Source organism: Staphylococcus sp. CWZ226 (genome assembly GCF_018986355.1).
Lineage (GTDB): Bacteria > Bacillota > Bacilli > Staphylococcales > Staphylococcaceae > Staphylococcus > Staphylococcus simulans.
The window spans coordinates 129,729-154,824 of sequence record NZ_JAHMSB010000004.1 but is presented as its reverse complement, the minus strand read 5'-3'; the positions used below and the strand labels follow the sequence as shown (position 1 = coordinate 154,824).

At 36.9% G+C, this 25,096-nt stretch carries 21 protein-coding genes; 17 read left to right on the top strand and 4 right to left on the bottom strand.

Features of this window, described 5'->3' with window-relative positions; translation table 11 throughout:
• Positions 1-4 precede the first annotated feature (4 nt).
• From KRR19_RS04970 to gdpS, 3 genes are all read right to left on the bottom strand, one after another.
• Positions 5-499, bottom strand: a complete 495-nt coding sequence (locus KRR19_RS04970) for a threonine/serine exporter family protein (protein WP_031262607.1) — start codon at positions 497-499, stop codon at positions 5-7.
• A 21-nt stretch (positions 500-520) separates the two neighbouring features.
• Positions 521-1,285, bottom strand: coding sequence for a threonine/serine exporter family protein (locus KRR19_RS04965; RefSeq protein ID WP_002481536.1), 765 nt, complete (start codon positions 1,283-1,285; stop codon positions 521-523).
• Between the two features lie 162 nt (positions 1,286-1,447).
• Positions 1,448-2,512: a GGDEF domain-containing protein GdpS gene (gene gdpS, locus KRR19_RS04960; RefSeq protein WP_023015380.1), complete on the bottom strand. Its 1,065-nt coding sequence runs from the start codon at positions 2,510-2,512 to the stop codon at positions 1,448-1,450.
• Between the two features lie 243 nt (positions 2,513-2,755).
• On the opposite strand from gdpS, the gene KRR19_RS04955 reads away from it, so the two are divergent.
• On the top strand, positions 2,756-3,817 hold the full coding sequence (locus KRR19_RS04955) for a glycosyltransferase family 4 protein (protein WP_002481538.1): 1,062 nt from the start codon (positions 2,756-2,758) through the stop codon (positions 3,815-3,817).
• A 66-nt stretch (positions 3,818-3,883) separates the two neighbouring features.
• On the opposite strand, the gene KRR19_RS04950 is transcribed toward KRR19_RS04955, so the two are convergent.
• Positions 3,884-4,525 carry a YigZ family protein gene (locus KRR19_RS04950; RefSeq protein WP_002481539.1) on the bottom strand — a complete coding sequence of 214 codons (642 nt, stop codon included), beginning with the start codon at positions 4,523-4,525 and terminating at the stop codon, positions 3,884-3,886.
• A 157-nt stretch (positions 4,526-4,682) separates the two neighbouring features.
• On the opposite strand from KRR19_RS04950, the gene fakB1 reads away from it, so the two are divergent.
• The 16 genes from fakB1 (at position 4,683) to trxB (ending at position 25,043) form a co-directional block, all read left to right on the top strand.
• Positions 4,683-5,579, top strand: coding sequence for a fatty acid kinase binding subunit FakB1 (fakB1, locus tag KRR19_RS04945; RefSeq protein ID WP_002481540.1), 897 nt, complete (start codon positions 4,683-4,685; stop codon positions 5,577-5,579).
• A gap of 88 nt (positions 5,580-5,667) precedes the next feature.
• Positions 5,668-6,975, top strand: a complete 1,308-nt coding sequence (locus KRR19_RS04940) for a DEAD/DEAH box helicase family protein (RefSeq protein ID WP_156666949.1) — start codon at positions 5,668-5,670, stop codon at positions 6,973-6,975.
• Entirely contained in the window at positions 6,962-7,642 is a 681-nt protein-coding gene (locus KRR19_RS04935) for a ComF family protein (RefSeq protein WP_156666950.1), read from the top strand. The genes KRR19_RS04940 and KRR19_RS04935 overlap by 14 nt, the downstream gene beginning before the upstream one ends.
• A 71-nt stretch (positions 7,643-7,713) precedes the next feature.
• Complete coding sequence (gene hpf, locus KRR19_RS04930; RefSeq protein WP_002481543.1) at positions 7,714-8,277, top strand: ribosome hibernation-promoting factor, HPF/YfiA family; 564 nt, start codon at positions 7,714-7,716, stop codon at positions 8,275-8,277.
• 337 nt (positions 8,278-8,614) lie between these two features.
• Positions 8,615-11,143, top strand: coding sequence for a preprotein translocase subunit SecA (gene secA, locus KRR19_RS04925; RefSeq protein ID WP_023015375.1), 2,529 nt, complete (start codon positions 8,615-8,617; stop codon positions 11,141-11,143).
• Between the two features lie 157 nt (positions 11,144-11,300).
• Positions 11,301-12,417, top strand: a protein-coding gene (gene prfB, locus KRR19_RS04920) for a peptide chain release factor 2 (protein ID WP_216733498.1) whose coding sequence is annotated in 2 segments (ribosomal slippage) — positions 11,301-11,372 and positions 11,374-12,417 — 1,116 coding nt in all. Because the reading frame shifts where the segments join, the coding sequence is not laid out codon by codon here.
• A 328-nt stretch (positions 12,418-12,745) separates the two neighbouring features.
• Positions 12,746-13,681 carry a COG3942 and LysM peptidoglycan-binding domain-containing protein gene (locus tag KRR19_RS04915; RefSeq protein ID WP_002481546.1) on the top strand — a complete coding sequence of 312 codons (936 nt, stop codon included), beginning with the start codon at positions 12,746-12,748 and terminating at the stop codon, positions 13,679-13,681.
• A 328-nt stretch (positions 13,682-14,009) separates the two neighbouring features.
• On the top strand, positions 14,010-14,651 hold the full coding sequence (locus KRR19_RS04910; RefSeq protein ID WP_002481547.1) for a YfbR-like 5'-deoxynucleotidase: 642 nt from the start codon (positions 14,010-14,012) through the stop codon (positions 14,649-14,651).
• A gap of 6 nt (positions 14,652-14,657) precedes the next feature.
• Positions 14,658-14,900 carry a CsbA family protein gene (locus KRR19_RS04905; protein ID WP_023015372.1) on the top strand — a complete coding sequence of 81 codons (243 nt, stop codon included), beginning with the start codon at positions 14,658-14,660 and terminating at the stop codon, positions 14,898-14,900.
• Positions 14,901-15,229: 329 nt separating this feature from the next.
• Positions 15,230-17,212, top strand: a complete 1,983-nt coding sequence (uvrB, locus tag KRR19_RS04900) for an excinuclease ABC subunit UvrB (RefSeq protein ID WP_002481549.1) — start codon at positions 15,230-15,232, stop codon at positions 17,210-17,212.
• 10 nt (positions 17,213-17,222) lie between these two features.
• Positions 17,223-20,072, top strand: a complete 2,850-nt coding sequence (uvrA, locus tag KRR19_RS04895) for an excinuclease ABC subunit UvrA (RefSeq protein ID WP_156666952.1) — start codon at positions 17,223-17,225, stop codon at positions 20,070-20,072.
• 188 nt (positions 20,073-20,260) lie between these two features.
• Entirely contained in the window at positions 20,261-21,193 is a 933-nt protein-coding gene (hprK, locus tag KRR19_RS04890; RefSeq protein ID WP_002481551.1) for an HPr(Ser) kinase/phosphatase, read from the top strand.
• A gap of 5 nt (positions 21,194-21,198) precedes the next feature.
• On the top strand, positions 21,199-22,026 hold the full coding sequence (gene lgt, locus KRR19_RS04885; protein WP_023015369.1) for a prolipoprotein diacylglyceryl transferase: 828 nt from the start codon (positions 21,199-21,201) through the stop codon (positions 22,024-22,026).
• An 11-nt stretch (positions 22,027-22,037) separates the two neighbouring features.
• Positions 22,038-22,520, top strand: a complete 483-nt coding sequence (locus KRR19_RS04880) for an acyltransferase (protein ID WP_057510215.1) — start codon at positions 22,038-22,040, stop codon at positions 22,518-22,520.
• Positions 22,521-22,540: 20 nt separating this feature from the next.
• Positions 22,541-23,980: a tetratricopeptide repeat protein gene (locus KRR19_RS04875; RefSeq protein ID WP_156666953.1), complete on the top strand. Its 1,440-nt coding sequence runs from the start codon at positions 22,541-22,543 to the stop codon at positions 23,978-23,980.
• Between the two features lie 106 nt (positions 23,981-24,086).
• The gene (gene trxB / locus KRR19_RS04870; RefSeq protein WP_023015366.1) at positions 24,087-25,043 is read left to right on the top strand and encodes a thioredoxin-disulfide reductase; all 957 of its coding nucleotides are present in this window, start codon (positions 24,087-24,089) and stop codon (positions 25,041-25,043) included.
• The last annotated feature ends 53 nt before the right edge of the window (positions 25,044-25,096 follow it).

The window sequence follows — 25,096 nt, the reverse complement described above, 5'->3', positions numbered from 1 at the left end:
CCCCTTAACCTCTATTATTCATGTTAAATTGTTTCCTATAGGATTTACCTTTCATTTTACCATAGTTGATTCTAATACGATTATAAATATGGTAACTGATTTCTGCACATAATATACCAAAAGCAATGGCACCTGAAATCAAGGTAACCTCTAAAAAAGTGTTGACTGCATGGGTATATTGATTTGTGACTAGGAAACGTGTGGCTTCATACGCAGCGCCCCCAGGTACAAGGGGAATGATACCTGGCACAATAAAGATAATGACAGGTTGGAAATAACGTTTTGCCATCGCATGACTCATAATTGCTAAGATAAAGCTGCCTAGGAAAGAAGCAGCTACTTTACCTGAGTTCAAATCCATCGAAATGATGTAGATGGTCCATCCCATTGCGCCTACATAACCGCATGCCGGCAATTGTTTACGCGGCGCGTTGAATAGGATTGAAAATAGCAATGTAGAACAAAAGCTGATAACAAAGTGAAATAAATAATGTAAGATCAATTCTGTAACACGCCTTTCTTAAAAGAAGAGTAAAATAATCGCAACACCGGCACCAATCGCAAAGGCAGTCAATGCAGCTTCCATACCGCGTGACATCCCAGCAAGCAATTCACCGGCCATTAAATCTCTGATTGCATTAGTGATTAAAATACCTGGTACTAAGACCATGACCCCTGAAATGGTAATAATATCTTGGTTGATGGACAGTCCGAGTTTATGACTGATGGCGGCGACACTAATGACAACAATGGCACTGATAAACTCAGAAAAGAATTTGATTTGAATAAAACGTTGAACGAAATCGAATGTTAAGAAAGCACCTGCACCCGCCAAAATGGCAAAAATGGAATCTTGTGCAACGCCTCCAAACATAAATAAGAAAAATCCACAGGCAATAGAAGCGGCTAAAAATTTAGTTAAATATGAATATTGCAGTGAAGCATGTTCTAAATGAATCAATTCTGATTTTGCTTCATCAATCGTTAGTTCATTTTTAGCGATTTTACGTGAAATATTATTGGCTAGGGCAATTTTTTCTAAGTCCGTTGTTCTATCACGCACACGAATCAATCGTGTGTTCGTTCGGTCGTTTAATGAGAATATAATCGCAGTATTCGACACGAAACTGTTGGTATTATCTAAACCAAAACTATAAGCGATGCGAGACATCGTATCTTCAACACGATATGTTTCTGCACCGCTTTCAAGTAATATCTTTCCTGCAGTGAGTACAACGTCTATCACTTTGTTCTCATCTATTATGGTAATTGCTTCTTCAGGCACCTTTTTGCGCTCCTTCTCGTTTGATTTTGTTGACACTTGAAAGTTTACAGGGAACAGTAAAAAGTTGCAATAGAACATCGATGATTGCAATAGAAATGAAAAAAAGAGACAAGAACCGTAATAGATTCTTGTCTCAATATGTCATTTTTTGAAACAAATGGTTTATTTAACAATTGGGTTAAACATCACTTGGTTACGCCCTTCATTTTTAGCCATATGCAACATATCATCTGCATCTTTAAAGACTTTACGTTGTGATTTGTAATCGTCTGCGGTTAAATAACCGATACCGATAGATACAGAGAGTTTGATGACTTCTTTATTCGGCAAGTGGAATGTTGATTGTTCCACGCCTGCACGAATACTTTCAGCCAGTTTTACACTTTGGTCAAGTGAATAACCAAGTAGTACTACTGAGAATTCTTCGCCGCCGTTTCTGAATATTTTCATGTTCGGTGGCACATAGTTGATTAATAGTTGTGAGATTTGTTTTAAGACTGCGTCTCCTGAACGGTGCGTAAAGGCATCGTTTACATCTTTGAAGCCGTCGATATCAATTAAAAGTAAACCTAAACTTGTATTTTTATCATCTGCTTTGTCTGTCATTTTATTTAAATGACGATCAAATTCTTTTACATTGCCAAGTCCAGTTAAATAATCATAACGTTCTTCGTTTTCATATCGTTGGACAAGTGTAAAGAAACGCCAAATATCTACAAAGATAATGGAAGATGCGATAGTAACGATAAATGATATCGGAATTAAGTATATAATTTCTTGTAATGTATAGAAGTGCGTAATCATTGAAACGACACTTAAGATAACTAAACTTACGACGTTCAAGATTTGAAGTGACACAATATCATTTTGTTTGATAAAGGGTCCGATGATGCTTACAGCTAAGGCGATAATTAATAAAGCAATATTATATGCCAAAGGATCGCCGTAAACGAAAACATCTACGACAAAAATAATAGCTGCAGCCACCATAGTAAAGAAGACGTTTGTATAACGTCCTAAGAATAAGAGCGGCACAAATGTTAAATAAAGTAAATAATTATGAACTGGTATCGGATAGGCCGCAAGTAAAAGTGCGACGACAGTCATAAGAATCGTGACATAAGTTTGTGAAAACTTCATTTGTTTCGTTTCTGAATATTGCAGTCTATGAAAGAGATAGATACCTGCAACAGTCACCGAAGTATTGTAAATGATAGCTTCAATCATAATTGATCTGCTCCTTTGTATAACCACTTAGTTATTGTAAGTGAAAATATACATTTTGTCATCTGAAACATTGATAACTGTTATTATAATCTACTACAATAATCAATAATTCGTGTTAAAATAGATTATTGATATTGTATACATATGAGCATTGAAGGGAGGTTCCCTTGTCAAAAGGCAGATAACAGCGTGTTCTCTTTAAGTATGACATAGATTGAACAGTATTTTGGCAATGGATATAAAATGATAACACTTTTACTGATATTAGTTACCATGGCGGTAAGTGTGATTTTGACGCCGATTGTGATTAAAATATCCAAAAAGCTGGATATTATGGATAAGCCGAATTATCGAAAAGTGCACACGAAACCTGTTTCTGTACTAGGGGGAACGGTGATACTCTTTGCGTTTATTTTAGGAATTTGGATTGGTCATCCTATTGAACGTGAGATTATTCCTTTAATTCTTGGAACGATGATTATGTATTTTGTCGGTTTGATTGATGATGTGCATGACTTAAAACCGTTGTACAAACTTGCAGGCCAGATTTTAGCTGCACTAGTGGTAGTGTATCACGGTGTCACAATTGACTTCATTCAATTGCCGTTCGTTCCAGGCACGATTCAGTTCGGTATTTTAAGTATTCCGATTACTGTTTTTTGGATTATTGCGATTACCAATGCGATTAACTTAATCGATGGGCTAGATGGTTTAGCCGCAGGGGTTTCAACTATTGCATTTATGACGATTGGTTTTATTGCGATATTACAAGCAGATATTTTTATCATGATGATTTGTTCAGTCATGATTGGTTCGCTGCTCGGCTTTTTATTTTATAATTCACATCCCGCAAAGATTTTCTTAGGAGACAGCGGCTCACTACAACTCGGCTTTATTATCAGCTTTGTTTCTTTACTCGGGTTCAAGAATATTACTTTCTTCTCGTTACTGTTCCCGATGGTGATTTTAGCCGTACCGTTTATCGATACATTATTTGCGATGATCAGAAGAGCGAAAAAGGGACAACGTATTATGCAGCCGGATAAATCGCATTTACATCACAAGTTATTAAAACTTGGTTATACACACCGTCAAACCGTGTTTTTAATTTATTCGATTGCGATTATGTTCAGTATCTCAAGTGTTATTTTATACTTATCACAGCCATGGGGCGTTGTGATGATGTTGATTCTAATTCTAGTCACGATTGAATTGATTGTAGAATTTACAGGATTAATTGATGACAATTATCGTCCGTTATTGAGTATGCTTGAGAAACGTGGTAGCAGACACGACAAAGAATAATATGTAAAATCACATAAAAATAACCGCTTGAGTTTCGTCTTGTGAAATTCAAGCGGTTTTTTATATCTAATTTGTTTCAATATCGAAAGGCAGGCGCGTTACTTGTTCTTCATCTAATTCGAATGTACCTGCAGTAATTCGATTTAAAAAGTTGATAAAGTCTTCGTAATCATCTTCTAATACATCGATACGGTAACTCACTTTATCTGTATACATCGTATCTCTTAAAATGAAGTTTGTTGATTGCAGTTCGTATTCGAATTTACCTGTCTGTTCATAACTGATTGTAACTGTAGTGGGTATCGCATTACGTAATTCAACACGTCCGCCTTCTTTGATCGCATCACGAACGGCGCCACTGTATGCTCTGATTAAGCCGCCTGTACCAAGTTTGATGCCGCCGAAGTAACGTGTCACTACAGCTGCAGTATTATGTGTCTCAAGTTTTTTTAGAATTTCTAACATTGGTACGCCAGCTGTACCACTTGGTTCTCCATCGTCATTTGCTTTTTGAATCAACATACTATCGCCGATGGTATACGCTGAACAGTTATGTGTGGCATCGCGATGTTCTTTTTTAACTTCATCAATAAAAGCTTTTGCCTCATCTTCACTTTCTACTGGCTTAATATGAGCGATAAAACGTGACTTGTTAATCACGTTTTCAATCACGTATTCTTGTTTAATCGTAATAATATGATTCTCCATTTTATGACATCCTTTAACTAGTTCCTATGACAATAGAATTGCTTGTCTTTGCTTCTATTATACATGCTCCGGATATTTTTTCTAAATGGAAGAATCAATTTTCTTTTTTAATAAAATAGGGTATGATTGACAATGAGTATATTTGAGGAGGAAAATCATGAAGATTGCTGTAATGACGGATTCTACAACATCATTAACACAAGCTTTATTAGATGAATATGATATTTCGGTTGTGCCATTAAGTGTGATATTTGAAAATGGAGATTCCTTTATTGAAAGAGAGGATATTCAACCAAGTGAATTATATCAGCGTATGCGTTCAGAAACGCAAATTCCGACAACAAGTCAGCCCGCTATTGGTAAAGTCGTAGAAGAATATGAGAAACTCAAAGATGAAGGATATACAGATGTTATCGGTTTATTCTTATCAGCAGGTATCAGTGGTACATACCAATCAGCAACACAAGCTGGCGAAATGGTCGAAGGCATTAACGTGCACACATTCGATTCAAAATTATCAGGTATGATTTTAGGCGGATATGTGGTTTATGCTGCTGAACGCGTAAGAGAAGGTGCATCTCCAGAAACAATCATCGATGAATTATTAGAGATGCGTGAACATACAGGGGCAGAAGTTGTTGTAGATGACTTAAAGAACTTACAAAAGAGCGGCCGTATTACAGGTGCACAAGCGTTTATCGGTACATTGTTAAAAATGAAACCTGTCTTAAAATTCGAGGATGGCGTGATTGTACCATTAGATAAAGTGCGTACGAAAAAACGTGCTGTCAAACGCATTGAAGACGGTGTGTTAGAAAAAGTGAAAGATTATGATGAGGTTACACTCTATGTCGTTAATGGTGATTCAAGAGAAGATGGCTTGAAACTTTATGAGAATTTGAAAAAACGTTGCCCTGATCATTATGTGATCAACTATTCGGATTTCAGTCCGGTTATCGCATCGCATTTAGGTGTCGGCAGTGTCGCATTAGGTTTCACTAATAAACGTATTCCATCTTTAGAAAATCGTCCAGAGGACTATGTAGAACAATAATAAAATTAAATACAATTTTTCGGGCAAATGAAGTCCACTGTATCAGACAGTGACTTGATTTGTCTTTTTTTATTTAGGAGGGATTATACTGACAACAATTAAGCATTATGGAAAGTTAGTCAGAAGTACGAAACATCTGACTGATGAAACGATTATCTATCAAGGACCAGGTGTGATACAAAATGACAAAGGAAAATGGTATTGTCAGCAATGTGGAACACCTCATCAAGACGAGTATTATACGTATCATTCAAAAATTCACGATCAACCGATAACTTATTGTCGAAGTTGTTTATCACTCGGTCGTATGGATAGCTTTAAGCCAATATATATTACCAAAACTGCACATCAAATAAGCTTAGGGGAATATCATTTGGACTTTGAACTGTCTGAACAACAAGCCTATGCTTCCTCGCATATTATTCGAGCGATTCAACAGCAGGAAAATTTATTACTATATGCGGTAACAGGTGCAGGAAAAACAGAAATGATGTTTGCGGGAATTCAACATGCCAGACAACAAGGTATGAATGTGGCGATTGTATCACCGCGTGTCGATGTGGTCATTGAAATCAGCAAGCGTATTATCGAATCGTTTAAAGGTGAACATATAGACGTCTTGTACCAAGGACAAAGCCAGACGTATCAAGGTCATTTTGTCATTGCGACGGTGCATCAATTATATCGCTTTAAACAACATTTTGATGTGATATATATTGATGAGGTTGATGCATTTCCGCTTGCGATGGATCCTTTATTGATGCAGACACTCATTCAAGCCTCAGCTTCTGCTTATAGTCATATTTATATGACAGCTACGCCTTCCTCACGTTTATTAAAACAATTCAAAAAAGAGAATATCATTACTTTACCAGCGCGTTATCATCGTAAACCGCTTCCCGTCCCCAAATTCCACTACTTCAAATTCAAACCGAAACGCATGCAGCGCTATTTACTCGAACTTCTTCGAAAACAACTTGAAAACCAACGCGTCACTTTAGTCTTCTTTAATCAAATTGAAGCGATGGAACAAGCCTTGGTACACTATCAAAAATATTTCAAAGACTTGGTGGCAGTTCATAGTGAAGATGCCTTACGTTTTGAGAAAGTAGAAGCTTTAAGAGCAGGTAAACATCCGATTATCTTCACGACCACGATTTTAGAACGGGGTTTCACGATGGCACATTTAGATGTCATTGTCATCGACAGCCAAAGTTTCCAAACTGCAGCTTTAGTTCAAATTGCAGGACGTACAGGACGTAAATTACAAGATACCAGCGGCTTAGCGTTGTTTTTGCATAATGGGGTCACCTTATCTATGGTACAAGCTAAACGCCAAATTAAACAAATGAATCAATTAGGGTTACAAAAGGGGTGGTTGGATGCCGAAATGTAAACTATGCTTAACTCTATTTTCGGAACCTTTAACTGCCGCGAATTTTTATAAATCACCTGAAATTCTGTGTGAACATTGTCGACAGGCATTCGAAACATGTCGTCTAGAAAAAGTGAAACGCTGTCCGCGTTGTTTAAAACCGTTAGACGAAAGTGAAGAAGCTTGTTTAGATTGTCAGTTTTTAGCTCGCAAATTCAACTTAATGCATCAACTTTATTGTGATTACCGTTATACAGGAAAAGTACGCGAGACGATTCATCAATATAAAATTGCTGGAGATACGGCATTATGTGAAGTCATCGCAAACCTTATTCGATTGCCGAAGCAACAGTATGACTATATCATTCCAATTCCTTCACCAATCGCAAGGGATCAACAAAGAACATTTAATCCAGTAGAAATGGTTTTAGCTGCAAAAGGGGTTAAGTATCATCTGATACTGCAAACAGACGTTAGACCGAAACAATCCACTTTGAATAAAGCGATGCGTGCCAAAGCTCCCAATCCATTTTATATTAATCCTGCATTTCAAGATGTAGATTTACAAAATAAGCGCATTTTACTCGTAGATGATATTTATACAACAGGGCTAACGGCCCATCATGCGATTGAAGCTTTATTTATCAGAAAAGTTGGAAAAATAGATGTATTTGCTTTTGCTAGATAGTTGAAACATGTTATTATAAAGGTGAGCATTACCAATCAAAACATATATAGAGGTTAAAGGAGTCGATCACTATGATTAGATTTGAAATTCATGGAGACAACCTCACTATTACAGACGCAATTCGTAATTACATTGAGGACAAAGTTGGTAAACTAGAACGTTACTTTACAAATGTGCCGAACGTTGATGCACATGTTAAAGTAAAAACTTACGCCAATTCAAGCACTAAAATTGAAGTGACAATTCCGCTTAAAGACGTGACACTTCGTGCAGAAGAAAGAAACGACGATTTATATGCGGGCATTGATTTAATCACTAACAAATTAGAACGTCAAGTGCGTAAGTACAAAACACGCGTTAATCGTAAAAAACGTAAAGAGAATGAGAAAGAACCATTCCCATCAATCCCAGCAGCTACACCAGAAACTGCTGATCAAGATAACAATGATGAAATCGAAATCATTCGTTCTAAACAATTCAGCTTAAAACCGATGGATTCTGAAGAAGCCGTATTACAAATGGACTTATTAGGTCATGACTTCTTCATCTTTACAGACCGTGATACAGATGGTACAAGCATCGTTTATCGCAGAAAAGATGGAAAATACGGTTTAATTGAAACAGTTGAAAATTAATAATTAATGTCTCATGAGAGGCTCGCAGCTGTGAGGTTGCGAGTCTCTTTTTTAATGACTACTAATTTCAAAGATTAAGTTTGTATTAATAAGATTGTATTTGATTGATTTCAGTAAGTTGAACGTGTCAAAATATAGAGGATATGTTTGAAACGTGTAATGCACCAACAACACAAATAGAAACTTTGGATTAAGTGAAGAAAATCATAAGCACTGATACTTATAAATAAAGAGTTATCAACTATTAGAATGAGTATATAAGTGTAACTTTTACGATATAAATGGTAAGATGAATTGTTGTAAGCCAAACAGTTTTTATACCAAAGGAGCGAACAGAATGGGTTTTTTATCAAAAATTGTTGACGGCAATAAGAGAGAAATTAAACGCCTAGGTAAGCAAGCGGACAAAGTACTCGCATTGGAAGAGGAAATGTCGATTCTTACTGATGAAGAAATTAGAAATAAAACACAAGAACTTAAAGAACGAGTTCAAGCTGAAGAAGATGTAGTTAAACAAGATAAAATATTAGACGAAATCCTTCCTGAAGCCTTTGCTTTAGTAAGAGAAGGGGCTAAACGTGTGTTCAATATGTCACCTTACCGTGTCCAAGTCATGGGTGGTATCGCGATTCATAACGGTGATATTTCAGAAATGAGAACCGGTGAAGGTAAAACGTTGACAGCGACAATGCCGACGTATTTGAACGCTTTAGCAGGTCGCGGTGTACACGTTATTACAGTCAACGAATATTTAGCAAGTGTACAAAGTGAAGAAATGGCTGAGTTATATAACTTCTTAGGTTTATCTGTAGGATTAAACTTAAACAGTTTATCAACAGAGGAGAAACGCCAAGCCTATAATGAAGATATCACGTACAGTACTAACAACGAACTTGGTTTCGATTACTTACGTGACAACATGGTGAATTATGCAGAAGAACGTGTTATGCGGCCGCTTCACTTCGCCATCATTGATGAGGTCGACTCTATCTTAATCGACGAAGCACGTACACCTTTAATTATTTCTGGTGAAGCAGAAAAATCAACATCACTTTACACACAAGCGAACGTATTCGCGAAAATGTTGAAAGCTGAAGATGATTATAACTATGATGAGAAAACAAAATCTGTTCAATTAACAGATCAAGGTGCAGATAAAGCTGAACGTATGTTTAAATTGGATAACTTATATGATTTAAACAACGTAGATATTATTACACATATCAATACAGCATTACGTGCCAACTATACACTACAACGTGATGTCGACTACATGGTGACAGATGGTGAAGTATTAATCGTTGACCAATTTACAGGTCGTACAATGCCAGGTCGTCGTTTCTCAGAAGGGTTGCATCAAGCGATTGAAGCAAAAGAAGGCGTGCAAATCCAAAATGAATCTAAGACAATGGCATCGATTACGTTCCAAAACTTCTTCCGTATGTACAACAAATTATCTGGTATGACAGGTACAGCGAAAACTGAGGAAGAAGAGTTCCGTAATATCTATAACATGACAGTTACGCAAATTCCGACGAACCGTCCTGTACAACGTATCGACAAACCTGATTTAATTTATATCAGTCAAAAAGGTAAGTTCGATGCGGTGGTTGAAGATGTTGTAGAAAAACATAAAAAAGGTCAACCGATTCTTTTAGGTACAGTAGCGGTTGAAACCAGTGAATACATTTCTAAGTTATTGAAAAAACGCGGCGTACGTCATGACGTCTTAAACGCGAAAAACCATGAGCGTGAAGCAGAAATCGTTTCTACTGCAGGTCAAAAAGGTGCTGTAACGATTGCGACAAACATGGCCGGTCGTGGTACAGATATCAAACTTGGCGAAGGTGTCGAAGAACTGGGCGGTTTAGCAGTTATCGGTACAGAACGTCATGAATCACGTCGTATCGATGACCAATTACGTGGTCGTTCTGGTCGTCAAGGTGACAGAGGTGAAAGTCGTTTCTACTTATCACTTCAAGACGAATTAATGGTACGTTTCGGTTCAGAACGTCTTCAAAATATGATGGGCCGTTTAGGTATGGATGATTCTACACCGATTGAATCTAAAATGGTTTCTCGTGCTGTAGAATCTGCACAAAAACGTGTAGAAGGTAATAACTTCGATGCGCGTAAACGTATCCTTGAATATGACGAAGTATTACGTAAGCAACGTGAAATTATTTACGGTGAACGTAACAGCATTATCGATAATGAAGAAAGTTCTGATCTTGTAAAAACAATGATGCGTTCAACACTAGATCGCGCCATCGGTTATTATGTAAATGATGACTTAGATGAAGTAGATTACGATCCATTCATTAATTATGTAGAAGATGTCTTCTTACATGAAGGTGAATTAGATATCTCTGAAATCAAAGGTAAAGATAGAGAAGATATCTTTGATACAGTATGGGAAAAAGTTGAAGCTGCTTATGAAAAACAAAAAGCTAATATTCCTGAGCAATTTAATGAATTCGAACGTATGATTTTATTACGTTCTATCGATAGTCGTTGGACAGACCATATCGATACGATGGACCAATTACGTCAAGGTATTCATTTACGCTCATACGGACAACAAAACCCACTTCGTGATTATCAAAATGAAGGACATCAACTGTTCGATAATATGATGATGAATATCGAAGAAGATGTCAGCAAATATATCCTTAAGTCTGTCATCACAGTAGAAGATGATGTGGAACGTGATAAAGCAAAGGAGTATAAAGGGCAGCATGTCTCAGCTGAAGACGGTAAAGAGAAAGTCAAAGCGAAACCGATTGTGAAAGGCGACCAAGTCGGCCGTAACGATCCCTGCCCATGCGGAAGCGGCAAGAAATACAAAAACTGCTGCGGCAAATAGTATGCATTTCTAAGAACCATTGCGTATTGTAAGGAAGAAAATTTGGTCTTCCTTACAGGCAGTCGGTTCTTTTTTCATACAAGCATATCTCTAAGTTATGCTAAAATAGGAAAAGTATAGAACAAACTAATCAATCAATGTACAGGAGAGAAAAAAGATGGAACTATCTGAAATTAAGCGTAATATCGCGAACTATAGTGAAAAATTAGAACAACTTAGGGGGTCTCTTTGACTTAGAAGAAAAAGAGACAAACATCCAAGAATATGAAGAAATGATGACAGAACCGACATTCTGGGATGATCAAAATAAAGCGCAAGAAATTATCGATAAAAATAATGCGTTAAAGTCAGTAGTGCAAGGCTATCGTGATTTAGAAGCAGAAATCGAAGATATGAACGCGACGCACGAATTACTGCAAGAAGAATATGATGAAGATTTAAAAGCAGACTTAGAAGAAGAAACTGTAAACTTTAAAAGTAAATTAGACGAATTTGAATTACAGTTATTATTAAATGGACCTTATGATGATAACAATGCAATCTTAGAATTGCATCCAGGTGCCGGCGGTACAGAATCACAAGACTGGGCGAGCATGTTGCTTCGTATGTATCAACGCTATGCTGAAGATAAAAACTTTAAAGTAGAAGTAGCAGATTATTTACCTGGTGATGAAGCGGGCGTTAAAAGTGTGACATTGTTAATCAAAGGTCATAATGCGTATGGCTATTTAAAAGCTGAAAAAGGTGTGCATCGTTTAGTACGTATTTCACCGTTCGACTCATCAGGCAGACGTCATACATCATTCGTCTCTTGTGATGTCATCCCTGAATTCAATAATAATGAAATAGAAATCGATATTAACCCGGATGATATTACAGTCGATACGTTCAGAGCTTCAGGTGCCGGTGGTCAGCACATCAACAAAACAGAGTCTGCCATCCGTATTACCCACCATCCAACAGGTATTGTGGTAAATAACCAAAATGAACGTTCACAAATTAAGAACCGTGAAGCGGCTATGAAAATGTTGAAATCTAAATTGTATCAATTGAAATTAGAAGAACAAGAAAAAGAAATGACTGAAATCCGAGGCGAACAAAAAGACATCGGCTGGGGCAGTCAGATTCGTTCTTATGTTTTCCATCCATATTCAATGGTGAAAGATCACCGTACGAATGAAGAAACAGGTAACGTTAACGCAGTAATGGATGGAGAAATAGGACCATTCATTGAAGCGTACTTACGTACACAAATGGATAACCGTGACGCGTAATGTCACAGATCAAGACCAGAGTATAATATACTTTGGTCTTTTATTTTTTATCGAACAAAAAACATTATTGATAAAAGTAAATTTAGATGTTAAATGCATGAGTTAATATTACTGTCATGTTACAAATAATCCTATTAAAAAGGTTAATAAGCGTACTAGTGCCAATGATTTAGTTTAATTGACAGAAAGTTTCTTTGATTTAGAGATTAAACGATAGTATAACGTTTATATTACAACTCTATAACATTCCACCTAGAGCGGAAGGGTTGTGCTATATTGGATTTATCAATTAATGATTAAAAAATGACAGCAAAGGATGAAATAATAAATGAAGAAAGCTTTATTACTATCAGCATCATCATTAACTCTATTAACAGCATTGAATGGTGTTGCATCTGCAGAACAAACGCATGTAGTTAAAGAAGATGCTAAGTTAAGCGAAGTTGCAGCTTTGTTTGCCACTACTACTGATGAAATTAAATCACTTAATAAATTAAGCCAAGACGAAGTTAAAAAAGACACTGCTTTAGTATTACCTGACACAGACGTTGTAGAAGTTAAAGCAGGAGACACTTTAAAATCAATCGCAGCAGCACATAAAATCTCTTTAGATCAATTATACAAATTAAACCCAGGCGTGACACACATCATTTTACCTGGCGATATTTTAGCAGTTTCTGACAAAGGTGCAGCGCATTTAGAAGCGTTACATACTGGTAAAGCTGTACCACAAACAGAACAAAAATCTGGTCAAGCAACAGCAAACTATGATGCACCAGCACACACAACATCAGCTCCTGTAAACTACACTGCTGATGCAGCTTATAACACAAGCTACACTAGTTATGAAGCACCATCTTATAACTATTCACAATCATATAGTGCACCAACAACTTCTTATAGTGCACCTTCATATCAAACAAGTGCACCATCTTACTATTCAGGTGCAAACCTTTACACAGCAGGTCAATGTACTTCATATGCATTCGATCGTGCAGGCGGTAAAGTAGGTTCAACTTGGGGTAACGCAAATAACTGGGCAAACGCAGCGGCAGCAGCGGGACACACAGTAAACAATATTCCAGCAGCAGGTTCAATCATGCAATCTTCTGCAGGTGCTTACGGTCACGTAGCATATGTTGAAGGTGTTAACAGCGACGGTTCAGTTCGTGTATCTGAAATGAACTACGGCTATGGTCCAGGTGTCGTAACTTCACGTACGATTTCAGCTGGTCAAGCAAGCGGTTATAACTTCATTCACTAATTAAAAAATGATTCGCACTGTTCTCTATTAAGAGGATGGTGCTTTTTTTATTGGTACAAGTTAAATGTAAAGGTTAAGTAAATCGGAAATAAATGCTTTAAATTACAGAAAGAAAAATGGTAAAGTTAAAGCAACTTCAGACATTGTGTGAAGGAAAACCACATACATTATTATAAAGTTCATAAATATAAACTCTTTATTCGTTATATTTCCGCTAGTAAAAGAAAAATGTTTTAATAAAATTGAAAGTAATCGTGATAAAGTGCTTGATATATATTCGTGTATGCGGGTATAATATTTGATTAAATAGATAAGGGGTGAGCTCAACGTGGGTGTACATCAATATTTTAAAAGATTATCTGATTTAGAAAAGCTGATACGCTTGCCTGGTAAATTCAAGTATTTTGAGCATAATGTAGCAGCACATTCATTTAAAGTAACGAAAATAGCGCAATACTTAGCCACAGTAGAAGAACATCATGGCAATGAAATTGATTGGAAAAGCTTATATGAAAAAGCTTTGAATCATGACTTTGCGGAAGTATTTACAGGGGATATTAAAACGCCTGTGAAATATGCCAGCCGTGATTTGAAGAAATTGTTCTCGCAAGTGGAAGAAGAGATGGTAGATAATTTTATTAGAGAAGAATTTCCAGAAGAATATCAAGATGTTTACAGAGAACGTCTGCAAGAAGGCAAAGATGATTCTTTAGAAGGTCAAATTTTGGCAGTAGCTGATAAAATCGACTTGTTATATGAAACATTTGGTGAAATTCAAAAGCGTAATCCAGACTCACTTTTCTTTGAAATTTATGAAATGTCTTTAGAAACCATTATGCAGTTTGATCACTTAGTGTCCGTTCAAGATTTTATCGAGAACGTCATCCCTGAAATGTTAACGGAAAACTTCATTCCACGTTCAGAGTTACGAGAATTAACAATGTCGATTTTAAATAAAAGAGACGGGTGACCGCTTATGCTTCTCATTTGGTATCTTTGTGCCTCATTTTTCCCATGTATACTTGTTGTACTATTTAGTGTAGTAACGAAAAATAAATGGGTCGGCGCAATTGTGACATTAATGCTGATCGGCGGTTCTATATATAAAGGATTCTTTCATAGTGAATGGATTATTTTTATAGATGTTGTATCTCTGCTGGCTGGTTTTGTGATTGTAGATCAATTGCGTCTTCATAAACAGCATGAAGATGATCGTTGAATAGAAATGAAACAGGTGCTTGTCTAAAAAAGACAAGTGCTTTTTGTTTGGGGAAAAAGAGTAGTTTTACGAACAGATGTTTGTATCTTTTTGACAGAATCTGTTACAATATATAGTGATGTAAAAAGTTTGAAATAGAGTAATTGAGAGTATAGAAAGACTAAATAGAACGATGAAATGAGATTTTGAGAAGTTGCGAATTAACCAGCTTAATTGCAATCTCAACATGAAGTATATGGTTGGGACAGACGACAAGTGTCTCAACCTATTTATATTTTAAAACTCATATTTTTCTATAGAAGTGTCAATAAAGGAGGATACCGAATTTTATGGAACATCATCCATTTAAAATTGTTTCTGAGTTTACCCCGCAAGGTGACCAACCAGCCGCTATCGAAAAAATTTCAAAGGGTATTAAAGAAGGTAAACGTCACCAAACGTTACTCGGAGCAACAGGTACAGGTAAGACCTTTACGATGAGTAATGTCATTCAACAAGCGGGCAAACCGACATTAGTATTAGCCCATAACAAGACCTTAGCTGGTCAATTATATAATGAGTTCAAAGAATTTTTCCCAGAAAATAGAGTAGAGTACTTTGTCAGCTTCTATGATTATTATCAACCAGAAGCTTATGTGCCATCTACTGACACATTTATCGAAAAAGATGCGACAATCAATGATGAAATTGACCAATTACGTCACTCAGCAACAAGCTCACTCTTTGAGCGTGACGATGTCATTGTCGTTGCCAGTGTCAGCAGTATCTTCGGTTTAGGGGATCCTTCTGAATATAGCAGTTTAGTAGTTAACGTCCGTCAAGGAATGGAAATGGATCGCAGTCAATTTCTACGTGCATTAGTAGATATTCAATATTCAAGAAACGATATCGACTTTAAACGCGGGACATTCAGAGTTCGCGGTGATGTAGTAGAAGTCTTCCCGGCGTCTCGAGATGAAATGTGTATCCGTGTAGAATTCTTCGGTGATGAAATTGATCGTATCAGCGAAGTAAACTATTTAACAGGTGAAGTATTACGTGAAAGAGAACATTTTTCTATCTTCCCGGCATCCCACTTCGTAACTAGAGATGAAAAATTGGAATTAGCGATTCAACGTATCGAAAAAGAATTAGCAGATCGCTTAAAGTATTTAAGAGAGAATAATAAATTATTAGAAGCACAACGCTTAGAACAACGTACGAACTATGACCTTGAAATGATGAGAGAGATGGGCTTTTGTTCAGGAATTGAGAACTATTCAGTCCACTTGAGTTTAAGAGATTATGGTTCAACACCGTATACGTTATTAGATTATTTCGGTGATGACTGGTTAATTATGATTGATGAATCTCACGTTACATTACCACAAGTCAGAGGGATGTATAACGGAGATAAGGCACGTAAACAAGTTTTAGTTGACCATGGTTTCAGACTTCCGAGTGCTTTGGATAACCGTCCATTAACATTCGAAGAGTTTGAGAAAAAAGCACATCAATTAGTTTATGTGACTGCGACACCAGGGCCTTATGAGCTAGAACATTCAGATGAAGTTGTTGAGCAAATTATTCGACCAACGGGCTTATTAGACCCTAAAATAGATGTCCGTCCGACGAAGAATCAAATTGATGATTTATTAAGTGAAATTCAAGATAGAATTGATAAAAATGAACGTGTACTCATTACAACGTTAACGAAAAAGATGAGTGAAGATTTAACGACTTATATGAAAGAAGCGGGAATTAAAGTCAATTACCTGCATTCAGAAATAAAAACATTAGAACGAATTGAAATCATTCGTGACTTACGTATGGGTACGTATGATGCGGTTGTCGGTATTAACTTACTAAGAGAAGGTATTGATATCCCAGAAGTTTCTTTAGTTGTAATTTTAGATGCGGATAAAGAAGGTTTCTTACGTTCTAACCGTTCATTAATTCAAACCATCGGCCGTGCTGCGCGTAATGAGCATGGTGAAGTAATCATGTATGCGGATAAGATTACAGATTCTATGCAGTATGCGATTGATGAAACAGAACGTCGTCGTAAAATTCAACAAGCATACAACGAAGAACATGGTATTACACCGAAAACAATTCGTAAGAAAATCCATGACGTTATTAGTGCGACAGTGGAAACAGATGAAGAAAATGAAAAAGAACAAAAAGTCGTACCTAAGAAATTAACGAAAAAAGAACGTGAAAAAACAATTGAAAATATAGAAAAAGAAATGAAACAAGCAGCGAAAGACTTAGACTTTGAGCGAGCAACAGAGCTAAGAGACATGTTGTTTGAACTGAAAGCAGAAGGGTGAGGTGACATGTGTGAGTAAGAAAGATCCATCTATTGTGGTCAAAGGTGCACGTGAAAATAATTTAAAAAGTGTCAATGTGGAATTACCTAAAAATAAATTGATTGTGATGACTGGACTATCAGGTTCAGGTAAGTCATCTTTGGCTTTCGACACGATTTATGCAGAAGGTCAACGTCGTTATGTAGAATCATTAAGTGCTTACGCACGTCAATTCTTAGGACAAATGGATAAGCCGGATGTTGATACGATTGAAGGGTTATCTCCGGCAATTTCGATTGACCAAAAAACGACAAGTAAAAACCCGAGATCTACGGTTGCGACGGTAACCGAAATTTATGATTATATTCGTTTATTATATGCACGTGTCGGAAAAGCATTTTGTCCACATCATGGTATTGAAATTGAATCACAAACAGTACAACAAATGGCTGACCGTATTTTAGAGTTAGAAGAACGTACTAAAATTCAGTTGATGGCACCAATTGTGAATCACCGTAAAGGTTCACATGAAAAACTTCTTCAAGATGTCAGTAAAAAAGGTTATGTACGTGTCAGAGTAGATGGTGACATTCATGATATCAATGATGTGCCAGAACTAGATAAGAATAAAAATCATACGATTGAAGTTGTTGTTGACCGTCTTGTGGTGAAAGAAGGTATTGAATCACGTCTGGCTGACTCTATTGAAACAGCGTTAGAACTAGCAGAAGGGAACTTAACAGTCGATGTGATTGGCGGAGAACCTTTAAAATTCTCTGAAAATCATGCTTGTCCGATTTGCGGATTCAGCATTGGTGAATTAGAACCGCGTATGTTCAGTTTCAACAGCCCATTCGGTGCATGTCCAACATGTGATGGTTTAGGACAAAAATTAAAAGTAGACGTAGATTTGGTTATTCCAGATCCGAATGTATCGTTACGTGAAGGTGCGATTGTACCTTGGGAACCAAAAAGTTCTGACTTCTATCCGACATTATTAAAACGTGTCGCAGAAGTGTATAAAATTGATATGGACAGACCGTTTAAAAAATTAACCGACCGTCAAAAAGATATCATTTTATACGGTTCAAAAGGTAAAGAGATTACTTTTACTTTCGAACAACGTAATGGTGCATCACGCACAAGAACGATGGAGTTTGAAGGCGTTGTGCCGAACATTGAACGTCGTTATCATGAATCTCCATCAGAATATGTTCGTGAAATGATGCAGAAATATATGACGGAATTACCTTGTGAAACATGTCATGGTAAACGTTTAAGCCAAGAAGCATTATCTGTGTATGTTTCAGGTTTGAATATCGGAGAAGTTGTAGAGTATTCCATTAAAGAAGCATTGCATTTCTTCGAAAATATCGATTTATCTGAACAAGACCGTAAGATTGCAGATTTAATCTTGAAAGAAATTATCTCAAGATTGTATTTCTTAAATAACGTCGGTTTAGATTATTTAACGTTAAATCGTTCATCAGGTACATTATCTGGTGGAGAAGCGCAACGTATTCGTTTAGCTACACAAATCGGTTCACGTTTAACGGGTGTATTATATGTGTTAGATGAGCCTTCTATTGGTTTGCATCAAAGAGATAATGACCGTTTAATCAACACATTGAAAGAAATGCGTGATTTAGGTAATACGCTGATTGTGGTTGAACATGATGATGATACGATGAGAGAAGCGGATTATCTTGTAGACGTAGGCCCTGGTGCAGGCGATTACGGTGGTGAAATTGTCGCAGCAGGTACACCTAAACAAGTCATGCGTAATTCTAAATCATTAACAGGTCAGTATCTGAGCGGTAAGAAACGTATTGAAGTCCCAGAACACCGCAGACCTGTGACAGACCGTAAACTAAAAGTACGCGGTGCCAGCAGTAACAACTTAAAAGACGTAGATGTAGACTTCCCGCTTTCTACAATGACTGTTGTTACAGGTGTTTCTGGGTCAGGTAAAAGTTCATTAGTGAACGAAGTGCTGTATAAAACATTGGCACAAAAATTAAACCGTTCGAAAATCAGACCAGGTAAAGTGGATAAAATTGAAGGTATCGATCAACTTGATAAAGTGATTGATATTGACCAATCCCCAATTGGACGTACACCACGTTCAAACCCAGCAACTTACACAGGCGTTTTTGATGATATCCGTGATGTTTTCGCATCAACAAACGAAGCGAAAATCAGAGGGTATCAAAAAGGACGTTTCAGCTTTAACGTTAAAGGTGGACGTTGTGAAGCATGTAAAGGTGACGGGATTATCAAAATTGAAATGCATTTCTTACCAGATGTGTATGTACCTTGTGAAGTATGTGGCGGTAAACGCTATAACCGTGAAACGTTAGAAGTGACTTATAAAGGTAAAAATATCTCTGAAGTATTAGAAATGACCGCTGAAGATGCGACACATTTCTTTGAAAATATCCCTAAAATCAAACGTAAGCTACAAACATTAGTCGATGTTGGTTTAGGTTACGTGAAGCTCGGCCAACCTGCGACGACATTGTCAGGCGGGGAAGCTCAGCGTGTGAAACTCGCATCAGAACTGCATAAACGTTCAACAGGCCGTTCTATCTATATCTTAGATGAACCAACAACAGGTCTGCATGTGGATGACATTCGTCGTTTATTAAAAGTATTGAACCGTATTGTAGATAACGGAGATACTGTTGTGATTATTGAACATAACTTGGATGTCATAAAAACAGCAGATTACTTGATTGATTTAGGTCCTGAAGGCGGCGATGGCGGAGGAACAATCGTTGCGACAGGTACACCTGAAGAAATCGCCGCATCTCCAGATTCTTATACAGGCAAATATTTGAAAACAGTATTAGAACGTGATGCAGCACAAACAAGTCAATAACCAGATTAAGACATTTCACTTAAAGCAGTGGAGTGTCTTTTTTTATGACTTCAAAGAAAAAAGTTTGATTTTTGAACACATATAAGAAATGATAAGATGAATAGAGATAAAACCAATAACGTTTCTGCATTCTTTTTTGATATGATAGAGATGAGCATATAACGAAGAATGTTGATTGAGGTGAAAATATGTTAAGTGCTAGAGCTATAGTAAACAGATTCAAGTTAAATTTAGTAGCCGGAGAAGAAGGATTGGATCGTCCGATTCATAATACAGATATTTCACGCCCAGGTTTGGAAATGGCGGGGTACTTTTCGCATTATGCGTCTGACCGTATTCAATTATTAGGGACAACTGAATTATCATTTTATAATTTATTACCAGATAAAGAACGACAAGGCAGATTACGTAAGTTATGCCGTCCTGATACACCGGCAATTATCGTTACACGTGATATTGAGCCGCCAGAAGAATTAGTCAATGCGGCACAAGAGCTCAGTGTACCATTACTCACATCTAAAGATGCGACAACAAGTTTAATGAGCCGATTAACTACATATCTTGAACATGAACTTGCGAAAACAACATCTTTACATGGTGTATTAGTAGACGTATATGGTGTAGGTGTTTTAATTACTGGTGATTCTGGTATCGGTAAAAGTGAAACAGCGTTAGAGTTAGTAAAACGTGGACACCGTCTTGTTGCGGATGATAATGTGGAGATTCGTGAAATCACGAAAGATGAATTGATTGGTAAACCACCGAAATTAATCGAACATTTATTAGAAATCAGAGGACTTGGGATTATTAACGTAATGACGTTATTTGGTGCAGGTTCGATTTTGACAGAGAAGAAAATCGGTTTGAATATCAATTTGGAAAACTGGGATAAAGATAAGCTATACGACCGTGTAGGTTTGAATGAAGAAACCTTACGTATTTTAGATACTGAAATCACAAAGAAAACAATTCCGGTAAGACCGGGCAGAAATGTGGCAGTTATTATTGAAGTTGCGGCGATGAATTATCGCTTGAACATTATGGGCATCAATACAGCTGAAGAATTTAACGAACGTTTAAATGCCGAAATACTTAGAAAAAATGAACACAAAGAGGAGTAAGCTAGATGTTGTTTAACTTAGGTTATATTGATCCGGTGGCCTTCAGCTTAGGCCCGATTGATGTGCGATGGTATGGGATTATTATTGCCTTCGGCATCTTATTAGGTTATTTTATTGCGCAGGCGACCGCAAAGAAAGTAGGCTATCATCAAGATGCATTGATTGATATTATCTTTTGGAGTGCTATTTTCGGCTTTGTGGCAGCACGGATTTATTTCGTGATTTTCCAATGGCCATACTACGCCGCAAATCCTTCAGAGATACCGATGATATGGCATGGCGGCATCGCCATTCATGGTGGTTTGATTGGTGGATTTATCACAGGCATTATTGTGTGTAAAATGAACAATCATAACCCTTGGCAAATTGGAGATATTGTTGCACCAAGTATTATCTTAGCGCAAGGTATTGGACGTTGGGGGAACTTTATGAATCATGAAGCACATGGGGGACCTGTGTCTCAAAGTTTCCTAGAGAACCTTCATATTCCAAGATTTATTATTGATAATATGTATATTGATGGCCAGTACTATCAACCGACTTTCTTATATGAATCAGTTTGGGATGTGCTCGGCTTTGCGTTATTGCTATTTTTGCGTAAGCACTTAAGAATTGGTGAAACATTCTTCTTATACTTGATTTGGTATTCAATCGGCAGATTCTTTGTCGAAGGTATGCGTACAGATAGTTTAATGTTGACAAGCAATATCAGAGTGGCACAGGTGATGTCTGTTATCTTGATTATTATCAGTGTCGTTATGATTATCTATCGTCGAATGAAGAAACAACCACCTAAATTTAAAGATGCCAGAAACTTGGCATGGCCGAAATAAGAGGAGATTAAATGAGACGTTATAAAAAAGTAGCGGGCAGTCAATCACAGATTAATCCGCTTTGGAGAATGTATCATTTTATCACAGTGAAAAAAGCGTTTAGACAAACGATTATGATTGAGATTGCACGGTATATTCCATCGTTGAAATTAAAACGATGGATTTACCGTGCTTGTTTAGGTATGCAGGTTGGAAAGCACACAGCTTTTGCCTATAAAGTGATGCCGGATATCTTATATCCGCATCTAATTCAAGTTGGAGATAATTGTGTGATAGGGTATAATACAACAATATTGACCCATGAATTTTTAGTTTCAGAGTTGAGAGTGGGAAAAGTTGAAATCGGTCATCATACATTAATCGGTGCCAATGTGACAATTTTACCTGGGGTTAAAATTGGTAGTCATGTCAAAATCGGTGCAGGTACGGTAGTTAATAAAGATGTACCAGATGGCGCTTTAGCTTTCGGCAATCCCATGCAGATCAGATTATAAGTGAGAGGAGGGGCAATACAATGACATCAGAACCATCTAAAAAAGTGATTCCAATGACGCAAGATGCATCACTTTTTAAACGACTGGCAGCGTCAAAACTAAAACATAGAGATTATCAAAAAGCCGCAGAGTACTATCATAAAGTCCTTGAATTGTCGCCTTCTGACTTTGAAGCGCTTCAAGATTATACAACCGCACTGACTGAAGTGGGCCAAGCTAAGCAAGTTGTTGGACGTTATTATGATTTCATTGCGAAAGGTGAACATGTAGAATCATCCTATTATCAACTCAGTCAAATATATACGAATTTACAAGATCCGAATAAAGCATTTTGTTTCGGGATGAATTATGTGTTGCTGTCAGAGGATGAAGACTATAGAAAAGAACTAGAAGAAACCTTTGAAGTTGTCTATAAGGATGTAGATGTACTTGAAAAAGAGAGCCAAGTATTCGCAGTTCAGATTATTTTTCAATATCTTTTCTCTCAAGGCAAGCTAGAAGAAGCGAAAAAGTTTATTCAACGCCAAGAAATGACAGTACGTACGCATGAAAGTGTACGCAATTTATTAGCAATGATACATCTGTATTTAGGAAACTATGATATCGCACGTAATATGTTGAAACAGCTTTTAAAAGAAAATCAGACGGATGTTTATGCATTATGTCATTATACGTTATTACTTTATAACACAAATGACAAAGCTTATCCGAACTATCTGCAATCATTGTCTAAAGTTGTACCAATGAATGATGAAGAAAGTTTCAAACTTGGTATTGTCCTCAGCTATCTACAAAAGTTCAGTGCTTCGCAAAAATTATTGTATCCTTTGTTTAAAAAAGGTAAATTCATTTCCATGCAAATGTTTCATGCGTTAAGCGTCAACTTTTATCACCTGGGAAATAAAGAACAAAGTAAGGTGTTTTGGGAAAAGCTTGAAGCAATGACAGATACACCTCCAGGACCGCCACCTTGGTTGATTTCTGAGAAAAATCTCTATTTCCATTCGCATATTGCGCCGCTATTGATTAGTGAAGACAGCCATAAACGTATTTATGGGATTTTCTTATTAGAACAGATGAATGGCAGAGAACTATTAATTACAGAAGAAATTTGGAATGTATTAGAAACGATGAATGAATACGAAAAACTATATCTGACATATTTGATAAAAGGATTGAAATTAGTCAAATTAGATTTCATTCATCGAGGCATGTTAACCTTGTATGAGAAAGAGGCTTTAAGAGAATATCAATCTTTATTTGTACATTGGATTGATCGAGCTGAAGGAATCATTGCACAAGAATATGATTTGGAAAAAGTAGAAGGGTATGTGGCAGCGTGTGTATATCTCTTCTTTAAAACACGACCCGATGCTTATACGAAAAAAGCTATTACAGAATGGTTCGGTATATCTATGTACCGTTTGAATAAATCAATTGAAATTCTACTAGAAGTTTAAAAGTTGTGTATGTAAAATAGTACAATTCACAATTTGAGCATAAAAGTATATTTCAAGAAAGCTCTATCTTATAATGAGTGTGATTAAATACTAGGAGGCAAGAAGAATGACTAAACAACAACCTGATTATGATGTTGTAATTATCGGCGCAGGCCCAGCAGGTATGACTGCAGCCGTATATGCTTCTCGCGCGGACTTAAAAACTGTAATGATCGAGCGTGGTGTGCCAGGCGGACAAATGGCAAACACTGAAGATGTTGAAAACTTCCCAGGATTCGAATCAATTTCTGGTCCTGACTTATCAACAAAAATGTTTGATCATGCGCAAAAATTCGGCGCTGTTTATCAGTACGGCGATATTAAAGCGATTGAAGATAAAGGCGATATTAAAGAAGTCTTTTATGGAGATAAATCTGTTACTGCATATGCGGTGATTATCGCAACAGGTGCAGAATACAAAAAAATCGGTGTGCCAGGTGAAGAAGAACTTGGCGGCCGCGGTGTAAGTTACTGTGCAGTATGTGACGGTGCATTCTTCAAAGGCAAAAACTTATACGTTATCGGCGGTGGAGACTCTGCAGTAGAAGAAGGTAACTTCTTAACTAAATTTGCGGACAGTGTTACTGTCGTTCACCGTAGAGATAAATTACGTGCACAAAAAATCTTGCAAGATCGTGCATTCAAAAACGAAAAAATGCACTTTATCTGGAATCACACATTAGCATCTATTAATGAAAAAGACGGTAAAGTCGGCTCAGTTACTTTACAATCTACAGTAGATGGTAAAGAAGAAACATTAGACGCTGATGGTGTATTCGTTTATATCGGTATGAAACCTTTAACTGCACCGATTGTTGATTTAGGTATCACAAACGAAGCAGGTTACATCGTAACAAACGAAGAAATGGAAACAAAAGTTCCTGGTATCTTCGCAGCAGGCGATGTGCGTGAAAAAGGTTTACGACAAATCGTTACAGCTACTGGAGACGGTAGTATCGCAGCTCAAAATGCGCAAGGCTATATCGAAGAATTGAAAGATAAACTAGAAGCAGAAGAAGCATAATAAAAAACGAAGAAGGTTTGAGTAGTGCATGAAGCGGTTTAAACCATGCATCT